This is a genomic window from Streptomyces sp. NPDC002276, assembly GCF_053891435.1.
Map to the genome: position 1 here is coordinate 187,592 of NZ_JBSFCQ010000013.1, position 21,980 is coordinate 209,571.

Here is a 21,980-nt window from a genome sequence, read left to right on the forward strand (position 1 = left end):
TTCTGGTGGGTAAGTGCTGTTCGGTCAGGGCTTGTTGAGGGCGTCCGCCCGTCGTACGACGGCCTCCAGCGCCCGGAACCAGGTGCGGGCCAGGTCCTGGACCCGTTCCTCGGTGAGGAGTTCGGCCGCGTACGCCCAGTGGGCGCTGAGTTCCGGGCCCTCGGGACGGTTCTCGGTGATGGCGTTGAGGGTCAGGGCGTGGGACATCGGCTGGCCGGGGTCGGCGTCGAGGTCGGCCGCGTCGTCCTCGGGGGCGTAGGACCAGTCGGCCGCGGCCGGGCGGTCGAAGCGGCCCATGTAGTTGAACTCGATCTGCGGCTCGGCGAGTTGGGCGAGGAGCGGGCCGGTCCCGGAGTTGAGATGGCGCAGCAGTCCGTGTCCGATTCCGGCCGTGGGCAGCGCGGTGAGGTGGGCACGGACGCGGGCCAGGGCCGTGTCCAGTGCGGGTCCGCCCGCGAAGGCGTCCGCCAAGTCGGCCTGGCCCGGGTCGAGTCGTACGGGTACGACGCTGGTGAACCAGCCGACGGTACGGGACAGGTCGGCGTCGCCCGCGAGTTGCTCCTCGCGGCCGTGGCCTTCCAGGTCGACCAGGACGGGCCCGCCGGTGCGCCCGGCGCCGAGTGTCCGGGTCCGCCAGTCCCCGACCGCCAGCGCGAACGCGGTGAGCAGGACGTCGTTGACGGTGGCGCCGAAGGCCGCCGGGGCGCGGCTCAGCAGCGGTTCGGTGAGGTCGGCGGGCAGGGTCAGGGAGAGGTAGCGGGTGGTGGCGACGGTGTCCCGGGCCGGGTCGAGCGGACGGGCCAGCGGAAGGCCCGCCCCTTCGGCGAGGGCGGAGGTCCACCACGGCAGTTCGTCCTCGGTGGCGGGGTCGCCCGCGCGGGTCCCGAGGAGCCGGGACCAGCGGGCGAACGACAGCTCCACGGGGGCGAGTTCGGCCGTACGACCGCCTCGGACCGCCGCCCAGGCGGTGGCCAGGTCGGGCAGGAGGACGCGCCAGGAGACGCCGTCGATCACCAGGTGGTGGACGAGGATCAGCAACCGCCCGGGCTGTCCGGGTCCGGCGTCGAACCAGACCGCCCGGACCATCGCCCCGCTGTCGGGGTCGAGCCCCGCCCGTGCCGCTTCGGCGTGTCGGGAGATGGCGGCGCGCAGTCCGGCCTCGTCCGACCCGCGTACATCGGCCCGGGTGAGCCAGGTGCTGACGTCGGTGTCCTCGGCCGGGGGCACCCGCAGACTCCACTCCGGTGCGCGTACGAGCCGCGCCCGGAGCATGTCGTGCCGGTCGGCGAGTGCCTTGAGCACGGCCACCAGGCCGGGTTCGGTGAGGTCGGCGGGGGTCTGGACCAGGGCCGCCTGGTGGTAGGCGGCGATGGGGCCGCCGCGCTCCAGCAGGCCGCGCATGATCGGGGTGAGCGGGACGGTGCCGGTGCCGTCGTCGTGGACGGCGTGCCGTTCGGCGGTGCCCAGCGGGACGGCAACTGCCGCGAGGGCGGCGACGGTTCGGTGCTGGAAGACCTGGCGCGGGGTGACGCGCAGGCCGCCCGCCCGTGCTCGTGCGACCAGTTGCATCGCGACGATGCTGTCGCCGCCGAAGGTGAAGAAGTCGTCGTCCGTGCCGACCGCCTCGGCGGGCAGCCCGAGGGCGTCCGCGAACAGGTCGCGCAGGGTGCGCTCGGCGTCGTTCTCAGGGGCCCGGCCGCCGCCCGTGGCGGTGAAGTCCGGGGCGGGCAGGGCGGATCGGTCGAGCTTGCCGTTGGACATCAGCGGCAGCCGGTCGAGGACGACCACGGCGGCCGGGACCATGTAGTCGGGCAGCACGGCGGCGGCATGGGCGCGCAGGTCCGACCCGTCCGCGCCGTCGGCTACCGCGTAGGCGATCAACTGCCGTATGCCGGGCCGGTGTTCGCGGGCCACGACGACGGTCTGGGTGACGGCCGGGTGGGTGTCCAACGCGGCCTCGATCTCGGCGAGTTCGATACGGAAGCCACGGATCTTGACCTGGTCGTCGGTGCGGCCCGCGAACTCCAGCTGGCCGTCCTCGGTCCAGCGGGCCAGGTCGCCGGTGCGGTACATGCGCTCGCCGGGCCGGGTGGCGTACGGGTCGGCGACGAAGCGCTCGGCGGTCAGGCCGGGCCGGTCGAGGTAGCCACGGGCCAGACCGGGCCCCGACAGGTACAACTCGCCGGTGACGCCGGGCGGTACGGGGCGCAGGGCGGTGTCGAGGACGTAGGCGCGGGACTCGTGGACGGGGCGTCCGACGACCGGGGTGGCGCTGTCACGGACCCGGCCGACGAGCGCGTCGACGGTGGCCTCGGTGGGGCCGTACAGGTTGAACGCCTCGGTGTCCGGGAGCGCGGCGAGCCGCGTCCACAGCGACTCGGGTACGGCCTCGCCGCCGAAGCCGACCACCGCGAGCGGGCAGTCGCCCTCGGTGCCGATCAGTCCGCTGTCCGCCATCTGCGCGAGCAGCGACGGGGTGACCTCGATGAAGTCGATGCCCCGGCCGCGGATGAACTCGGCGAGGAGTTCGGGGTCACGGCGGGTCTCGTCGTCCGCGATGTGCAGCGCGTGTCCGTCCAGCAGCCACAACTGCGGCTGCCAGGAGGCGTCGAAGGAGAACGACCAGGCGTGACCGACCCGCAGGCGTCGCAGTCCGGTGCGCTCCCTGGCCACCTGGTGCAGGTCGTGGCGGTGGCTGTGGAAGAGATTGGCGATGCCTCGCTGGGTGACGACGACACCCTTGGGGCGGCCGGTGGAGCCGGAGGTGTAGATGACGTAGGCGGGGTGGTCGGGGCCGGGGGCGACGGGTTCCGCCTGCGGCAGTCCGTCGTCCGGGGCATCAAGTCGCAGTACCGGTACGCCGGTTGGGGGCAGCGTGGCGGCGGTCTCGTCCGTGGCCAGGATCAGCACGGGGCGGGCGTCGTCGAGCATGCCGGTCAGGCGGGAGGCGGGCAGGTCGGGGTCGAGGGGCAGATAGGCGGCGCCCGCCTTCATCACGGCGAGGATCGCGGCGATGTGATCGACGGTGCGGGGCAGCGCGAGGGCCACGATCCGCTCGGGCCCGGCGCCGTGTCCGGCGAGGGTGCGCGCCAACTGGTCCGTGCGGGCGTCGAGTTCACCGAAGGTGTAGGTCGTACGACCGTCGGTGACGGCGATCGCGTCCGGGCCCGCGGCGGCCTGCGCGGAGAACAACTCCGGGACCGTGCGGAGGCGTTCAGCGTCCGGGAGCGCGGTGTCGTTCCAACTCTCCAGGACGGTGCGCAGGTCGGCGGGGCCGAGCAGGTCGAGTCGTCCGACGGGGCGGTCGGGGTCGGCCGCCATCCCGGTGAGGAGGGTGGTCAGGGCGTCCGAGATCCGTCGTACGATGGCCGGTTGGAACAGGTCGGGACGGAACTCGGCGGTCAGCCGCAGCCGTTCGGCGGGCTCGATCGCCCAGGCGAACGGGTAGTGGGTGGAGTCCTCGTGGTCGCGGACTGTGACGCGCGGCCCTTCGCCGTCCTCGTCGGCGTCGGCGACCGGGTACGACTCGAACACCACCAGGGTGTCGAAGAGTTCACCGAGCCCGGCGGCCCGCTGGATGTCGGCGAGACCGAGGTGCTGGTGCGCGATGAGGGCGGACTGCTCGTCCTGGAGCCGGGTCAGGAGGGCGGCCGTGCTCTCCTCGGGGCGGACGTTCACCCGTACCGGCACGGTGTTGATGATCAGGCCGATCATCGACTCGGCGCCGTCGAGTTCGGGCGAGCGCCCGGCGACGGTGGCGCCGAACACCACGTCGTCGCGTCCGGTGAGTCGGCCGAGGAGCACGCCCCAGGCCGCCTGGACGAGGGTGTTGACGGTGACGCCCCGGCGACGCGCGAACGCCTCCAGCTCCGCCGTACGGTCCGGGTCCAGCTCCACGGTGTGGGTGCTCGGTACGACGGCGGCCCGGTCGGGGTCGACCGGCGCGAGCCGGGTCGGCTCGGCCAGCCCGCCGAGCGCCTCGGCCCAGGCCGCGGTGGAAGCGGCCGGGTCCTGGGCGGCGAGCAGCCGCAGGTGTTCGCGGTACGGGGCGGGCGCGGCCGGAGTGCGGCCCTCGTAACGGGCCCACAGCTCGGCGGTGAGCAGTGGCAACGACCAGCCGTCCAGCAGGAGATGCTGGTGCGACAGCACGAGCCGGTGCCGGTCCGGACCGAGCCGGGCCAGCAACAGCCGTAGCAGCGGCGGGTGTTCGGGATCGAAGCGGCGCCGCTCCTGCACGAGCAGCCGCTCCCACTCTCCCGGGTCGTCGCTCAGGTCGAGCTGCCGCCACGGCAGTACGGCCGTACGCGGTACGACGGCCACGGGCCGACCGGAGGACAGGTGCCGGAAGCCGCTGCGCAGGTTCTCGTGCGCGTCGAGCACGGACTGGGCGGCGGTGTGCAACCGGTCGGCGTCCAGGGGGCCTTCGAGGTCGTAGGAGACCTGGACGGTGTAGACGTCAGGGCCGTCGTCGCCCGAGTCGAGGGCGGCGTGGAAGAGCAGGCCGGCCTGGAGCGGGGAGACGGGCAGGACCTCGGTTCCGGCGGGCAGCGCGGCGAGTTCGGCGCGCTCGTCGTCGGTGAGGTCGAGCAGCGCGGTGTCGTCGGCGCGCTCGGCGGTGACCGTGGTCGCGGTCACGGTGGCCAGCCCCGCCGCCGACTTGTGGCGGAAGACGTCACGCGGGCTGAAGGTGAGCCCGGCGGCACGTGCGCGGGCGACCAGTTGCATGGCCACGATGCTGTCGCCGCCGAGGGTGAAGAAGTCGTCCTCGACACCGACCCGTTCGAGCCCGAGGACATCCGCGACGAGCGCGCAGAGGGTCTCCTCAAGGGCCGTGCGCGGCCGGGTGTCGGTGACCTCGGCGGCGAAGTCGGGGGCCGGTAGGGCGCGGCGGTCCAGCTTGCCGTTGGGGGTGAGCGGGAGGGCGTCGAGCGTGACGACGGCGGCCGGGACCATGTGGTCGGGCAGCGAACGGGCGGTGTGGGCGCGGAGTTCGGCGGATTCGGCGGGGGTTCCGGCCGGTACGACGTACGCCACGAGCCGTTCGTCGCGTACGACGACGGTGGCGTGCGCGACGCTCTCGTGCGTGGCCAACACGCTCTCGATCTCGCCGAGTTCGATCCGGAAGCCGCGCAGTTTCACCTGGTCGTCGGCGCGGCCCAGGTACTCCAGTTCGCCGTCCGGGGTCCAGCGGGCCAGGTCGCCGGTGCGGTACATGCGCGCGCCGGGCTCGGTGGCGTACGGGTCGGCCACGAAGCGTTCGGCGGTCAGGGCGGAGCGGCCGAGGTAGCCGCGCGCCAACTGGACGCCCGCCAGGTACAGTTCGCCGGCCACGCCGGGCGGTACGGGGCGCAGCTGGGCGTCGAGGACGTAGGTGCGGGTGTTCCACACCGGGCGGCCGATCGGCACGGTGGCCGGGGTGGCGGGCACCTCGTGGGCGGTGACGTCGACGGACGCCTCCGTCGGGCCGTAGAGGTTGTGCAGACGTGCGGTCGGCAGGACCTGGTGGAAGCGGGTGGCCAGCGGGGCGGGCAACGCCTCGCCGCTGCACATCACTTGGCGCAGGTCGGTGCGGCCGGTGGCGGTGGGTTCGTCGAGGAAGGCGCGGAGCATCGACGGCACGAAGTGGGCCGTGGTGATGTGCTGACGTCGGATCAGGTCGGCGAGGTAGGCCGGGTCCTGGTGGCCTTCGGGGCGGGCCACGACGAGCGTCGCCCCGGTGATGAGCGGCCAGAAGAACTCCCACACCGACACGTCGAATCCGGCCGGGGTCTTCTGGAGCACCCGGTCGTCGGCGTCGAGGCGGTAGGTGTCCTGCATCCACAACAGGCGGTTGGTGATGCCCTGGTGGGGGACAGTGACGCCCTTGGGGCGCCCGGTGGAGCCGGAGGTGTAGATGACGTAGGCGGGGTGGCGGGGGTCGTGGGCGGTGGGCAGCGGCGCGTGCGCCGGGTGGTCGGGCGTGCCGTCGGTGTCCACCGTGAGGGTGGGCACGTCGGTGTCCGGGAGGGCGACGCCCTCGGCGGTGACCAGGCAGACCGGGCGGGCGTCGGTGAGCGTGTAGGCGAGTCGGTCGGCCGGGTAGCCGGTGTCCAGGGGCAGATAGGCGGCGCCCGCGCGGTGCACGGCGAGCAGGGCGACCACGAGGGCGAGGGAGCGCGGCAGGGCGACGGCCACGACGGCCTCGGCCCGCGCGCCGTGCGCGGCGAGGGTGTGGGCCAACTTCTCGACGCGTAGGTCGAGTTCGGCGTAGGTGAGGGCGGTGTCCTCGAAGACGACCGCCGTGGCCTCGGGGGTTCGGGCGACCTGGCAGCGGAACTGCTCGGGCAGGGTGAGGTCGGGGACGGTGCGGGTGGTGGTGTTCCAGTCGGTGAGGACGAGGGCGCGTTCGTCGTCGCGGAGGATGTTGAGGGCGCCGAGGCGACGGTCGGGGTCGAGGGCTATCTGGGCGAGCAGTGACTCCAGTCGCCGGGCGAGGAGTTCGGCGGTCGACTCGTCGAAGAGGTCGGCGCTGTACTCGATCCAGCACCGCATGCCGTCCGCGCCCTGCTCGACGAAGTCGAAGCTGAGGTCGAACTTGGCGCCCTGCTGGCCGAGTTCCTCGCGGCGCGCGGTCAGTCCGGGCAGGGCGGGGGTGGGGCCCTCGTCGTCGAGGTGGACGACCATCACCTGGAACAGCGGGTGCCGGGCCAGCGAGCGGGCCGGGTTGACCGCCTCGACCAGGCGCTCGAAGGGCAGGTCCTGGTGCTCGTAGGCGGCGAGGTCGGTGTCCCGGACGCGGGCGAGCAGATCGGCGAACGTGGGGTCGCCGGACAGATCGGTGCGCAGGACAAGGGTGTTGACGAAGAACCCGACCAGGTCTTCGAGCTGCTCGTCGGCCCGTCCGGAGATCGGCGCGCCGAGCGGGATGTCGTCCCCGGCGCCGAGCCGGTGCAGCAGCGCGGCGACGGCGGCCTGGGTGACCATGAACATACTGACGCCGTGGCGGCGGGCCAACGCCCGCAGTTCTGACATCCGTTGAGCATCGAGAGTCAGGCCGACCGCGCCACCCCGGTGGCTGCTCTCCAGCGGGCGGGGGCGGTCGACGGGCAGCGCGAGCTCGTCGGGGAGGCCCGCCAAGGTGTCCTGCCAGTAGGCGAGTTGGCGGGACTGGCGGCTGTCCGGGGCGTCGGGGTCGCCGAGCGCCTCGCGGTGCCAGAGGGCGTAGTCGGCGTACTGCACGGGAAGCGGCGCCCACGCGGGAGCACGCCCCTCGCGGCGGGCCTCGTACGCGGTGGCCAGGTCCCGCCACAGCGGACCGTCGGACCACTGGTCGCCGGCGATGTGGTGCAGCACCAGGAGCAGGACATGCTGGTCCTCGCTCACCTCGAACACGTGGGCGCGCAGGGGGAGTTCGTGGTCGATGTCGAAGCCGCGCGCGGCGGCCCCGGCGAGCAGGGCGGGCAGTTCGGTCTCCGTGACCCGGCTGTGGTGCAGGGGCACCGGGGCCTGGTCCAGCACCACCTGGTGGGGGCGGCCGTCCCGCTCGGGAAAGACCGTGCGCAGGCTTTCGTGGCGTACGGCGAGGTCGTTCAGCGCGGCGGACAGCGCGTCCCGGTCGAGCGTGCCGGTCAGCCGCCAGGCGGCCGGGATGTTGTACGTGGCGCCCGGACCCTCGATGCGGTGCAGCAGCCACAGGCGCTGTTGGGCGAAGGAGAGCGGGAGTTCGTCGGGTCGTTCGGCGGGGACGAGGGCGGGGAGTCCGTCGGCCGGGTCGTCGAGGCGGGCCGCGAGGAGTGCGGGGGTGGGTGCCTCGAAGACGGTTCGGACGGTGAGGTCGGCGCCGAGCAGCGCGCGGACCCGGCTGACCAGGCGCATGGCGAGCAGTGAGTGGCCGCCGAGTGCGAAGAAGTCGCCGTCCGCGCCGACCTGTTCGAGGCCGAGGACATCGGCGAAGAGTCCGGTGAGGATCTCCTCGCGCGGGCTGCGGGGCGCGGTGCCCGCGTCCGTGCCGGTGGTGGTGGCGGTCGTGAAGTCGGGGGCGGGCAGGGCGGCGCGGTCGAGCTTGCCGTTGGGGGTGAGGGGCAGCGTGTCGAGGGTGACGAAGGCGGCCGGGACCATGTGGGCGGGGAGGGTGGCGGCGGTGTGGGCGCGCAGCGCCGTCACCTCGACGGAGCCCGCCGGGACCACATAGGCGACGAGGTTCTGCTCCCGGACCACCACGACCGCGTGCGCGACGGACGGGTGCGTGGTCAACACGCCCTCGATCTCGCCGGGTTCGACGCGGAAACCGCGCACCTTGACCTGGTCGTCGGTGCGGCCGAGGTATTCGATCGTCCCGTCCGTGTTCCAGCGGGCAAGGTCGCCGGTCCGGTACATCCGGGTGCCGGGCTTTTTGGCGTAGGGGTCGGCGACGAAGCGCTCGGCGGTCAGGCCGGGCCGGTCGAGGTAGCCGCGCGCGAGTTGGACGCCCGCGAGATACAACTCGCCCGGGACGCCGGGCGGTACGGGACGCAGTCCGGCGTCGAGGACGTAGGTGCGGGTGTTCCACACCGGGCGGCCGATCGGCACGCTCGTCGCGTCCGGTCCGATCTCCACGGCCGTCACGTCGACCGAGGCCTCGGTGGGGCCGTAGAGGTTGTGCAACTCGGCGGTGCCCAGGGTCTCGTGGAAGCGGTGGGTGAGGGTGACGGGCAGGGCCTCGCCGCTGCACAGCACGCGGCGCAGGCCGGTGCAGTCGGCCGCGGCCGGTTCCTCCAGGAAGAGTTGGAGCATCGAGGGCACGAAGTGGACGGTGGTGACGTCCTGTTCGCGGATCAGCCGGGCCAGGTAGGCCGGGTCACGGTGGCCCTCGGGGCGGGCGACGACCAGGGTGGCGCCGGTGATCAGGGGCCAGAAGAACTCCCACACCGACACGTCGAAGCTGGACGGTGTCTTCTGCAACACCCTGTCGTCGGCGGTGAGTTCGTACGCGTCCTGCATCCACAGCAGCCGGTTGACGATGCCCTCGTGCGGGACGACGACGCCCTTGGGGCGGCCGGTGGAGCCGGAGGTGTAGATGACGTACGCGGGGTGCGAGGGGTCGTAGGACGTGGGGAGTTGGGCCTCGGGGCCGGTCGGCAGGGTGTCGCGGACGACGTACACCGGGCGGGCGTCCTCGACCATGAGGGCGAGGCGGTCCTCCGGGTAGTCGGGGTCGAGCGGGAGGTAGGCGGCTCCGGCGCGGTGGACGGCGAGCAGGGCGACGACGAGTTCGAGTGAGCGGGGCAGGGCCACGGCGACGGTCCGCTCGGGGCCGGCGCCACGTGCGGCCAACACCCGTGCCGTGCGCTCCACTTGGGCGTCCAGTTCGGCGTACGTCAGCCGTTGTCCCTCGAAGACGAGGGCCGTGGCGTCGGGGGTGCGGGCCACCTGGGCGCGGAAGAGTTCCGGCAGGGTGGTGGCCGGGACGGGGTGCTCGGTGGCGTTCCACTCCCCCAGGACCAGGGCGCGTTCGGCGTCCTCCAGGAGGTCCAAGTCCCTTACCGCGCGGTCGGGTTCGACCGCCGCCCGGTCCAGCAGGCGGGCCATGCGGGCGGCGATGCGTTCGGCGGTCGACTCGTCGAAGAGGTCGGTCGCGTATTCCAGGAGCAGGACCACCCGGTCGCGGCCGGTCTCGTCGACGAACGTGAAGTGGAGGTCGAACTTGGCCATGCCGGTGTCCATGTCGAACCACTCGGTCGCGAGGCCCAGCACGTCCGGGTCGCCGTCGGGGCGGTGGTGGTAGCCGAGCATGACCTGGAAGAGCGGGTTGCGGCCCGCCACGCGCGGCGGGTTGAGGGCCTCCACCACCCGGTCGAAGGGCAGGTCCTGGTACTCGAAGGCCGCGAGGGACGACTCCCGTACGCGACCGAGGAGTTCACGGAAGGTCAGCTCGTCGCCGGACACGTCGGTGCGCAGGACAAGGGTGTTGACGAAGAAGCCCACCATGTCGGCGAGGGCCTCGTCGGTGCGGCCGGCGATGGGGGCGCCGAGCGGGATGTCGTCGCCCGCGCCGAGCCGGTTCAGAAGTGCGGCGGTGGCCGCCTGGAACAGCATGAACATGCTGGTCCCGGTGGCGGTGGTGAGGTCGCGCAGTGCGTGGCCGGTGGCGGTGGGCAGTTCCAGGCGGACCTTGCCGCCGTGGCCGGTCGGTTCGGCGGGGCGCGGCCGGTCGGCGGGCAGCGCGAGTTCGTCGGGCAGACCGCGCAACGCGTCTGCCCAGTGGGCGAGTTGGGTGTCGCCGGTGTGGGCGAGGAGGTCGTCCTGCCAGAGGGTGTAGTCGGCGTACTGCACCGGCAGCGGCGCCCAGTCGGGGGCCCGTCCCTCGCGGCGGGCCGCGTAGGCGGTGTCGAGATCCGCGAGGAAGGGGCGGTCGGACCACTCGTCGGTGGTGATGTGGTGCAGGACGACGGCCACGACGTGTTCGTCCTGGCCGAGCCTGAACACCTCGCAGCGCAGCGGGAGTTCGGTGGTGAGGTCGAAGGAGCGGCGCTGGGCGGACTCGATCAGCGCGGGCAGTTCGTCCTCGGCGCAGTCGACGACCGTGCAGGCCGGGACCGCCGCGTCGGCGGGGAGAATCCGCTGGTACGGCTCGCCCTCGTGGGTCGGGAACACCGTCCGCAGGGCCTCGTGCCGTCCGGCGACATCCCGCAGGGCGGCGGCCAGCGCGTCGGTGTCGAGGACGCCGCGCAGTCGGAAAACCAACGGGAAGTTGTAGGCGACACCGCTGCCGGTGATCTCCTCGACGAGCAACAGCCGTCGCTGGGCAGCCGACAGGGGAATGCGGGCGGGCCGGTCGGCGACGGGCGTGACCGCCGGGCGGGCCGGGCTCGCCGCGTCCGCACGGCCCGCGAGCAGAGCGGGAGTCGGGGCCTCGAAGAGGTCGCGGATGGCGAGTTCGGCACCCAGTTCGGTGCGGGCGCGGCTGACCAGTCGGGTGGCGAGGAGTGAATGGCCGCCCAGGTCGAAGAAGTTGTCCTCCGCGCCGACCTCGGGGAGCCCCAGCACCTCGGCGAACAGGCGGCAGAGCACCTCTTCCTGCGGGGTGCGCGGACCGCGTCCGCCGCCGAGGGCGACGGCGGGTTCGGCGTCGGGCAGGGCCCGGACGTCGAGCTTGCCGTTGGCGTTCATGGGCAGGCCGTCGACGGTGACGAAGGCCGACGGGACCATGTAGTCGGGCAGTTCGCGGCCCAGGTCCTCGCGCAGACGGCGTACCAGTGCGCTGGCCTCGCGGGCGGCGGTGGGGTCGTTGGCATAGGGGTGCGTGCCGCCGCCGGGCTTGAACAGGCCGCCGGTCAGGCGGAGTTCGGACGCTTTCAGGAATACGGCGTCATACGTCCCCCGCTGCTCCGACCAGGTCGTCAGCACCCGGTATCCGGCCGCCGTACCCAGCTCGTGCAGGTGCTCGGGGTCGACGCCCGTCTCGGTCGTACGGCCGTCGGGGATGCCGGTGAAGCGGAGTGCCTCGGGCCGTTCGCCGCGCGGGCGTTCGGTGGTGGCGCCGGTCGCGGACCAGCCGCCGCGCAGGAGTTCACCGATCGCCTCGGCGGACGTCCAGTCGCCGCGCAGGAGTTCGCCGATGGTGTTGCCGGTGGCCCAGTCCACGGAGGGGATGCTGTCCAGGCGGACGTCCGGGTCGTCGGCGTAGAGGACGACGTCGTAGCGGTGCCGGGACAGCTCGTTGTGGTGCTCGGCGCGCTTGGTGCGCAGGTCGACGCCGTAGCCGAGGGTGGTGAAGTAGTCGGGGTCTACGAGGAGTTCCTTCTCCAGGCGCAGTCCGCGTTCCACCGCCCGCTCCAGGTCCGCTTCGGCGGTTCCCCGGGCGCGCTGGATCTCGGTGTGGAAGGTGCCGGCGAGCCGCAGGTTGCGGACGTCGCCGACGAACAGGGCGCCGCCGGGCGCGAGCAGCTCCATCAGGCCGTTCAGCACGGTCGTGAGGTGGTCGATGCTCGGGAAGTACTGGATGACGGAGTTGATGACGATCGTGTCGAAGTAGGCGAACGGCAGCCCGCTCAGGTCCTCGGCGGGGCGGCAGCGCAGTTCGACCTTGGCGGCGAGCGCGGGGTCGCGCCGTACCTCCTCGCCGATCTTGCGGATGACGGGGGCGGCGAAGTCCGTGGCCCAGTAGGCCTCCGCCTCCGGGGCGAGGCGCGACAGCAACAGGCCGGAGCCCACGCCCACTTCGAGGATGCGGCGGGGCTTGAGCGAGCCGATGCGGGCGAGGGTGGCCTCGCGCCACTCGTGCATCTCCTCGAAGGGGATGGGCTGCCCGTCGTAGGAGCTGTCCCAGCCGTCGTACTGCTCGGTGAAGACGGCGGTGCCGATCTCCTCGTACTCGTCGGAGTAGATCTCCTGCCACTCCCCCACCTGCGCGGCCTCGGCTGCGGTGCGCTCCGCCGTGTCGGCTCCGGAGGGCACGACATAGCCGACGAGGCGTTCGTCGCGGACGACCACGGCGGCCTGGGAGACGAGCGGGTGGCGGCTTAGGACGGTCTCGATCTCGCCGGGTTCGATGCGGTAGCCGCGGATCTTGACCTGGTCGTCGGTGCGGCCGAGGAAGTCGAGGTTGCCGTCGGGGTTGCGGCGGACCAGGTCGCCGGTGCGGTACATGCGCTCGCCGGGCTCGCCGAACGGGTCGGCGACGAAGCGCTCGGAGGTCAGCGCGGGCCGGTCCAAGTAGCCCCGGGCCAGGCCGATTCCGGCGATGTACAGCTCACCGGGGACGCCGTCCGGCACCGGGCGCAGCCAGGCGTCGAGGATGTGGGCGCGGGTGCCCCGGATGGGCTTGCCCACGGTGGGGGTGTCGCTGTCGAGAGTGCCGCCGCCGAGGGTGTTGATCGTGTACTCGGTCGGCCCGTACAGGTTGTAGCCGTACGTGCCCTCGGTGTCGCGCAGTGCCGTCCACACCGTCTCCGGGACGGCCTCGCCGCCGAGGAGGACGAGTGGCGGGACGTGGCCTTCCAGCAGGCCCTGCTCGATGAGGAGTCGGGCATACGTGGGCGTGACGTTGACGACGTCGACGCGGTGACGTTCGCAGTAGGCGACCAGCGCCTCGGCGTCGCGCCTCAACTCCTCGTCGCAGACGTGCACTTCGTGGCCCTCGACCAGCCAGAGCAGTTCCTCCCACGACATGTCGAAGGCGAAGGACACGGTGTGCGCGATGCGCAGCCGTCGCCCGCCGGCCGAGGCGATGGCGGGTTCGAAGATCTCCTTCTGGTGGTTCAACTGCATGTTCGTCAGGCCCCGGTAGGGGGTGACGACGCCCTTGGGGCGGCCGGTGGAGCCGGAGGTGTAGATGACGTAGGCGGGGTGTTCGAGGCTGAAGCGGCGGCGGACAGGGGTGTCGGGTTGATCCGCCAACTCCCCCTTGGTGGCGGGGTCGTCTAGCAGGACACGGGTCATCTCGCCGTCCAGCGTGGCCGATACGGCCGTGGTGCTGAGCAGAAGGAGCGGGTTGGCGTCGGCCAGCATCAGGGACAGGCGGTCGGCCGGGTGGTCCAACTCCAGGGGCAGATAGGCCGCTCCGGTGCGCAGGACCGCGAAGAGTGCCACCACCATGTCGAGGGAGCGCGGCAGGGCGAGGGCGACTACCTGCTCGGGGCCCGCGCCCCGGTCGGTCAGCAGCCGGGCCATGCGGTTCACGGCCACGTCGAGTTCGGCGTACGTCATGCTGCGCTCGCCGAAGACCAGAGCCCGCTCGCCCGGGGTGCGTTCGGCCTGCGCGGCCAGCAGGTCGGCGATGGTGTCCTCGGGGTCGGGGACACGGCTGGCCGCCGACTCCCGCCGTAGCGCCTCGACTTCGGCGGGAAGGAGGGAGTCGAGAGAGCCGACCGGTGCCGTGAGGTCGGCGGTGAGGCGGTCGACGAGGAGCGCGAAGCGGTCGAGGAGGGCCTGTGCGTGGGCAGTCGGTACGAGGTCGGGGCGGTGGGTGAGGGTGACGGCGATCTCGCGGCCGGGGGTGATGACGAGGTTGGCCGGGTAGTGGGTGGCGTCGACGTTGGCGACGGCCGTGGCGCCGTGCCGGGTCTTCAGGTCGGCGAGCCGTTCCTCGGTGTCGTTGTTGCGCAGCACGAACAGCGTGTCGAAGAGCTTGCGGTGTCCGGTCTCGGCCTGGAGGACACCGAGGCTGAGGTGCTCGTACGGCATCAGGTCGAGGCGTTCGCCCTGGACGCGGCGGAGCAGGTCGAGGACCGGTTCGGCCGGGTCGAGGGCGATGCGGGTCGGGACGGTGTTGAGGAACAGGCCGATGATGTTGCCGACGTCCGGGACCTCGCTGGGGCGGCCTGCGACGGTCGTGCCGAACACGACGTCGGCGCGGCCGGTCGCGGAGGCGAGGGTGAGACCCCAGGCCGCGTTGAGGATCGTGTTGAGGGTCAGACCGTGGGTCGGTGCCAACTCGCGCAGCCGGTCGCCGAGTTCGGCGGGGAGGCGGGTGTCGAGCTGGTCGGGGATGACCGGTTCGAGGCCGTCGGTGGCGGCGGGCGCGAGCAGGGTCGGCTCGTCGAGACCGGCGAGCGCGGTGCGCCAGGCGGCCGTGGCGACCGAGTCGTCCTGCTCATCGAGCCAGGTCAGGTAGTCGCGGTAACTGCCCGGCTCAGGCAGGGCGTTGTCGTCGCCGCCCGTCTCGTAGAGCGCGAACAGCTCGTCCAGGAACAGCCAGGCCGACCAGCCGTCCCAGAGGATCAGATGGCGGCCGATGACGAGCCGGTCGCCGCGTTCCGCGCCGAGGCGGAGCAGGAGGAGCCGGAAGAGCGGGGGTGCGGACAGGTCGAAGCGGCGGTTGCGTTCGGCGTCCGTCAACTCCTTGAGAAGTGCGTCCTGTTCGGCGGCCGGGAGGAGGGAGAGGTCCACCTCTTCGAGGGGGATCTCCGGGTCCTCGACGATGAACTGCACCGGCTGGTCGAGGCCGTCGCTGGTGAAGCCGGCGCGCAGGCCCGGGTTGCGGTCGAGGAGCGTGCGGACGGCGGCGCGCAGCCGGGTGGTGTCGAGGCGGGTGGCGAAGTCGAAGGTCTCGTGGACGGTGTAGACGTCCAACGCGCCCTCGTCGTACGCCGAGTGGAAGAACAGGCCCTCCTGGAGGGGGGCCAGCGGCCATACGTCGACGACCTCCTCCGGGGCGGCGACGGCACGGACACGAACCTGTTCGGCCTCGGTCAGGGTGAATGCCTCAACACGAATGCTGGTTACGGCCGTTGTGGTGCCGGCCGCCAGCGCGAGGGCGGCGGGCGTGCGGTGGGTGAACACGTCGCGCGGGCTCAGGTCCAGGCCCGCCGCGCGGGCGCGGCTCGCGACGCCGATGGAGCTGATGCTGTCGCCGCCGAGGCGGAAGAAGTCGTCGTCGGGGCCCGCGTCCTCGATGCCGAGGACGGCCGCGAAGATCGCGGTGAGCCGCTGCTCCAACAGGCCTGCGGGGGCCCGGCGTTCGGCGCGTTCGGCCTCGGGAGCGGGCAGCGCGGCCTGGTCGAGCTTGCCGCTGGGAGTGAGCGGGAGGTCGGCGAGGACGACGTACGCCTCGGGGACCAGGGGTGCGGGCAGCGCGTCGGCCAGGGCGGCGCGCAGGGCGGCGGGGTCGAGCGTGACTCCGGACGCGGGTACCGCGTAGGCGATGAGCCGCTGGTCTCGGATGACGACCGCGCCTCGGGCCACACCCGGCACGCGGGTCAACTCGGCCTCGATCTCGCCGAGTTCGACGCGGTTGCCGCGCAGTTTGACCTGGCGGTCGGTGCGGCCGAGGTAGTCGATCGTGCCGTCGGGGCGGCGGCGTACGAGGTCGCCGGTGCGGTACATGCGGGCGCCGGGTTCGGTGGCGTACGGGTCGGCGACGAAGCGGTCGGCGGTGAGCGCGGGGCGCCGGTGGTAGCCGCGGGCCAGCTGGACGCCGGTCAGGTACAGCTCGCCGGGGACGCCGTCCGGGACCGGGCGCAGGCAGGAGTCGAGGACGCGCAGGCCGGTGTTCCACACGGGTCGGCCGATGGGCACGGTGGTGTCGGGCGAGCCGTCGTAGGTGTGGTGCGTGACGTCGACGGCGGCCTCGGTGGGGCCGTAGAGGTTGTGCAACGGGACGCCGGTCAGCTCGTGCCAGCGGTGGGCCGCGGAACCGGACAGGGCCTCGCCGCTGCTGAAGACGTGGCGCAGGCTGCCCGCCCATGCCGGGTCGGCGGTGACCTCGTCGGAGGCGAGGAAGGCCTCCAGCATCGACGGCACGAAGTGCATGGTGGTGATGCCCTCGGCCTGGATCAGGCGGGCCAGATAGGCGGGGTCGCGGTGGCCGTCCGGGGCGGCGAGGACGACGGCGGCGCCCTCGTGCAGCGCCCAGAAGAACTCCCAGACGCTCACGTCGAAGCTGGACGGTGTCTTCTGCAACACCCGGTCGTCGGCGGTGAGTTGGTAGGCGCCCTGCATCCAGGCGAGCCGGTTGCCGATGGCGCGGTGGGTGACGACGACGCCCTTGGGGCGGCCGGTGGAACCGGAGGTGTAGATGAGGTAGGCGGGGTCGTCGGGGCGGGCGGGGTCCTCCGCTCCGCCGTACAGGGCCTCTTCGCCCTCCGCGTCCACCCGCAGCACGTCCAGGCCGTCGACCGAGGGGAGCCGGTCCGCGTCCCGTTCCGTCGTGACGACCGTGGTCGCGCCCGAGTCGGCCAGCATGTAGGCGAGGCGCTCGGCCGGGTAGTCCAGGTCGAGGGGCAGATAGGCGGCCCCCGACTTCAGGACGCCGAGGAGCGCCACCATCAGCTCCCCCGAGCGGGGTACGGCGACGGCGACGAAGCGCTCCCGGCCCGCGCCCTTGGCCCGCAGTCGGGCGGCCAACTCCTCTGCCCGTGAGTCCAGTTCGGCGTAGGTGAGCGTGGTCGTGCAGTCGTACACGACGGCCGTCGCGTCCGGGGTGCGCGCGGCCTGCGCGGCGAACGCGGCGGCGAGGGTGGTGGCCGGGACCGGTCGGGTCTCCCCCGCCGGGTGGGCGGCGGTCAGCTCGTCCGGGGTGAGCAGGTCGAGGTCGGCGACGCGGGCGCCGGGGTCGTCGGCCAGGGCGTGCAGGACGAGGGTGAGCCGGTCGGCGAGGGACTGTACGGCGTCGGCGTCGAGGCGTCCGGCGTGGTGCTTGAGGCGCAGGTCGAGGCGGCGGCCGGGCTTGACGATGAGGGCGAGGGGGTAGTGCACGGCGTCGTGGAAGGCGTGTCCGGCGACGGCGATCGTGCCGGTGGGGTCGGTGATGCCGGGGGCGCCCTCGCCGCCGGGGTAGTTCTCGAACACCACGAGGGTGTCGAAGAGTTCGCCGTCGCCCGCGTGGCCGGTGGCGCGCTGGATGTCGGCGAGGCCGAGGTGCTGGTGGTCGAGGAGCGCGCTCTGTTCGTCCTGGAGCCGGTCGAGGAGCGTGCCCAGGGTGTCTCCGGGGGCCCAACGCAGGCGGGTGGGGAGGGTGTTGATGAACAGGCCGATCATCGACTCGATGCCGTCGACGGCGGCGTCACGTCCGGCGACCGTCGTACCGAACAGCACGTCCTGGCGGCCCGTCATCCGGCCGACGAGCAGGCCCCAGGCGCCCTGGACGAGGGTGCCGAGAGTGACTCCGCGTTCGCGGGCGCGGGCGGTGAGCCGCGAGGTGATCCGTTCGGTCAACTCGACGCGGATCTGGGCGGGTTCGAGGGGACCGGCGGGCGCGGGGGTGGCGACGAGACGGGTGGGCTCGTCGACTCCGGCGAGCGCGGTGCGCCAGGCGGCGCGGGCCGCGTCGCGGTCGGCGCCGGCGATCCGGCGGAGATAGCCGCGGTAGGGGGCGACATCGGGGAGGGGGGTGGGGTTCTCGCCGTAGAGAGCGAGGAGTTCGCGGTGCAGGACGGGCAGGGACCAGCCGTCCGCGACGATGTGATGGAACGTCAGGACCAGTCGGCTGCGGTCCTCGCCGAAGCGGATGAGGGCGCAGCGGATCAGCGGCGGGTGGGCGAGGTCGAAGCGGTGGGCGCGTTCGTCGGCGGCGACGGCCTCGGCGAGGGCGCGGCGGACCGTGGGGTCCTCCTGCGCGGACAGGTCGACTTCGTGCCAGGGCAGTTCGAGACCGGTGGCGATGAGCTGGACCGGGCGGCCGTCGGGCGTCTGGCGGAAGCAGGCGCGCAGCGGGGCGTGCCGGTCGACGAGTCGCTGGGCGGCCGTGTGCAGCAGGGTGCCGTCGACCGGGCCGGACAGTTCGATGACCTGCTGCACGACATACGCGTCGTGTTCGGCGCCGTCCACCAGGGCGTGGAAGAAGAAGCCCTCCTGGAGCGGGCCGAGGGGCAGCGCCTCTTCGACGGTGACGGGGAACTCGCCCTGTACCGCGTCGAGTTCGGCTTCGCTCAGGGTCTGCCACGGGGTGGTGGTCGGGTCGTCGGCCGTGCCGGTGCGGGCGACGGTGGCGAGTTCGGCGACCGTGCGGTGCCGGAACACGTCTCGGGGGGTGAGTTCCAGGCCTGCCCGGCGGGCGAGGATGAGGAGTTGGACGGCGACGATGCTGTCACCGCCGAGCGCGAAGAAGTCGTCGTCGACGCCGACCGAGGGGACCTTGAGGGCCCGGGCGTACAGGTCGCAGAGCAGTTGTTCGCGCGGGGTCTCGGGCGCGCGGCCCGCGCTGAGCTGCCGGGTGAGGTCCGGGACGGGCAGTGCGGCGGCGTCGAGCTTGCCGCTGGGGGTGACGGGCAGCCGGTCCAGCGGGACGAAGGCGGCCGGGACCATGTAGTCGGGCAGGTACTCGGTGGCGTGCGTCCGCAGTGTCGACATCAGGGCGTTGACGTTGCGGAAGGGGGCGGGGCAGTTGGTGAGCGGGTGGCCCCCGCCGGGGTAGTACGGCGCCCGGGTCTCCGCTCCGAGGGCGAACTCGGCGTCCAGGCTGCCGTCCTCGGCGTCCCCGTTCCAGGTGAGCGCCAGCTCGTAGCCGTGCCGCTCGGCGATCTCGTGGAGGGTCTCGGGGTCCACGCCGTACGGTCCGGCGGCCGGCCTGCTGCTGTCGGCGAGGGCGTCGAGCGCGTCGAGGTCGTCGGCGAGGCGGGAGTTGGGGATGCCCGTGATCCGTAGCCGGTTCTGCCGTCCGGCAAGCAGCTCGTCCAGCGCCTGTGCCGAACCGAGCGCGGGCCAGGGCGAGTCGGGGGTTTCCTCGGGTGCGTCCGACGGCGATCGCAGGACAACGTCGTAGCGGTAGCGGGTGAGTTCGTTGTGGTGGGTGCCGCGCTTGACGCGGATGTCGGCGGTGAGGCCGTCGAGGGTGGTGAAGTAGTCGGGGTCGACGAGGAGTTCGCCCTCCCAGGCGACGGCCCGGTCCACGGCGGCGCGCAGGGCTTCCTTGTCCTCGTCGGCCTCGTCGCGCGGCCGTCCGCTCTCGACGGCCGCGCTCAGAGTGCGCAGCAGGCGCAGGTTGCGGACGTCGCCGACGAACACCGCGCCGCCGGGGGCGAGCAGTTCGGTGGCGTTGCGGAGCACGTCGGTGAGGTAGTCGCCGCCGGGGAAGTACTGGATGACGGAGTTGACGACGATCGTGTCGAAGTGGCCCTCGGGCAGTCCGGTGAGGTCGTGCGCGGGGCGGGCCAACAGGGTGACGCGGTCGGCGAGTTCGGGGATCGCGGACACCTGGGCGTCCAGGGCGCGTACGGCTTCCTCGGAGAGGTCGGTGCCCCAGTACTCGGCGCAGTCCGGGGCGAGCCGGGACAGCAGCAGGCCGGAGCCGACGCCGATCTCCAGGATGCGCCGGGGGCGTAGCGCGCGGATGCGGTCGAGGGTGGCCTCGCGCCACTCGCGCATGTCGGCGAGCGGGATGGGCAGGCCGTCGTACATGCTGTTCCAGCCCGCGAAGTTCTCCTCGAAGCCGTCCGATCCGGCGGCGGAGTAGAGGAGTTCGTGCAGGTCCTTCCAGTCGGCGACGCCCTCGTCGGGGGTCGCCTCGGCGTCCAGCGAGGGCACGACGTAGGCGGCGAGGCGGCGTTCGCCGGGGCGGTCCTCGCGGACGACCACGGCGGCCTGGTCGACGGCGGGGTGGGAGCGCAGGACGGACTCGATCTCGCCGGGTTCGATGCGGAAGCCGCGGATCTTGACCTGGGTGTCGACGCGGCCGTGGAACTCCAGTCGGCCGTCGGTCTTCCAGCGCACCAAGTCGCCCGTACGGTAAAGGCGTTCGCCGGGACCGCCGAAGGGGTCGGCGACGAAGCGTTCGGCGGTGAGCGCGGGGCGGCCGAGGTAGCCGCGCGCGAGACCGTCGCCCGCGAGGTAGAGCTCTCCCGTGACTCCGGCGGGGACGGGGCGGAGCCGGTCGTCGAGGACGTAGGCGCGGGTGCCGGGGTCGGGGATGCCGATGGGCACGATGGTGCCGGCCGGGGTGTCCGGGTCGCAGAGGCCGAGGGTGGAGTTGGTGGTGGCCTCGGTCGGCCCGTAGGCGTTGAACATCATCCGGCCGCGTGCGTAGCGGCCGACCAGTTCGGGCGAGACGCGTTCGGTGCCCGCCAACAGGGTTGCCGTGGGCGGGAGTCGGACGTCCTCGGGCATGGCGGCGAGCAGCGCCGGCGGGAGGATCATGAAGGTGATGCCGTGCTCGTTCGCGTAGTCCGCGAGGGGTGCGCCCGGGACGCGGCGGTCGGCGGGGACGACGACGAGTCGGCCGCCGGAGAGCAGGCCGAGGCACAGGTCCCAGAACGCGACGTCGAAGCTCGGTGAGGCGAACTGGAGGACCCTGCTGTGCGGGCCGATTCCGAAGCGTTCCCGCTGGGTGGCGACCAGTTTGGCGACACCCGCGTGGGACAGCACGGTGCCCTTGGGGCGGCCGGTGGAGCCGGAGGTGTAGATGACGTAGGCGGCGTGCGCGGTCGTCAACTCGTCGGCGGTGGACGGGCCTTGGGCGGGGTGGGCGGCGAGTTCGGCGATCGTCCCGGGGGCGTCGAGGATCAGCGGGTCGAGGCCCGGCGGTAGGTCGGGGGCGATCTCGGCGGTGGTGACGAGGCAGACCGGGCGGGCGTCGGCGAGCATGTAGGCGATGCGGTCGGCCGGGTAGTCGGTGTCGACGGGCAGATAGGCGGCGCCCGCCTTCAGGACGGCGACCTCGGCCACGATCATGTCGGCGGAGCGCGGTACGGCGAGCGCGACGACCTGCTCGGGACCGGCACCCCGGGCCACCAACGCGTGCGCCAACTTGGCCGCACGGGAGTCGAGTTCGGCGTAGGTGAGGCGGACGTCCTCGTGGATGAGGGCGATCTCGTGCGGGCGGGCGGCGACCTGGTCGGCGAACATGCGGGGCCAGGTGAGCGCGGGCACGTCGTGCGCGGTGTCGTTCCAGCCGTGCAGGACGCGCTGCCGTTCGTCGGCGCCGAGGAGTTCGAGGTCGGCGACCTGGGCGTCCGGGCGAGCGAGGGCGTCGGCGAGGAGCGTGCCGTAGTGGCCGAGGATCAGGTCGACGGTGGCGGGGGTGAGGAGGTCGGTGCGGTAGTCCGCCGTCACCTCGCCGTCGGTCACGGTGAGGGCCAGGTCCAGTGGGCCGCTCTCGTGCCAGGGGTCGGTGCCGAAGCCCGTGGCGCACAACAGGCCGCCGCCGCGGAAGGGTTCGGGGGCGAGGAGCCGTAGGAGATCGGTCGTCGGCAGGTGGTGGGCGGCGGCCTCCGTGCGCACGGCGGCGATCTGGTCGCGGAGTTCGGTGAACGGGGTGTCGCCGTCGACCGTGACGCGCAGTGGGAGGCCCTCGTGGGCGACCGCCGTCTCGGTGGCCGTGGTGCCGCTGTAGCGGTGCAACAGGGCGACGAAGGCAGCGAGTTGGGTGGCCGTGTCGGCCGTGGTGTCGAGTACGGCCGTGCGGCGCGCGCGGGACACCGGGCCGTCCTGGCGTGGCGGACGGGGGAAGTCCAGCGGCAGTGCCGTCTCCGGGACCGGAGAGGCGAAGCGCCGTCGCCAGAAGTCGTTCGTCGCCGTTGCGTGTGCCGAAGAAAGCGTGTTGCCCGCCACAGCTGCCCGTGCCTCCCAATGCGTGCGGAACGGCTCAG

General features: G+C 72.8%; 1 protein-coding gene. It reads right to left on the minus strand.

Annotated features, from left to right (window positions below; translation table 11 throughout):
- Nucleotides 1-24: 24 nt before the first annotated feature.
- On the minus strand, nucleotides 25-21,942 hold the full coding sequence (locus tag ACWIHT_RS30370) for a non-ribosomal peptide synthase/polyketide synthase (protein ID WP_456171470.1): 21,918 nt from the start codon (nucleotides 21,940-21,942) through the stop codon (nucleotides 25-27).
- Nucleotides 21,943-21,980 lie beyond the last annotated feature (38 nt).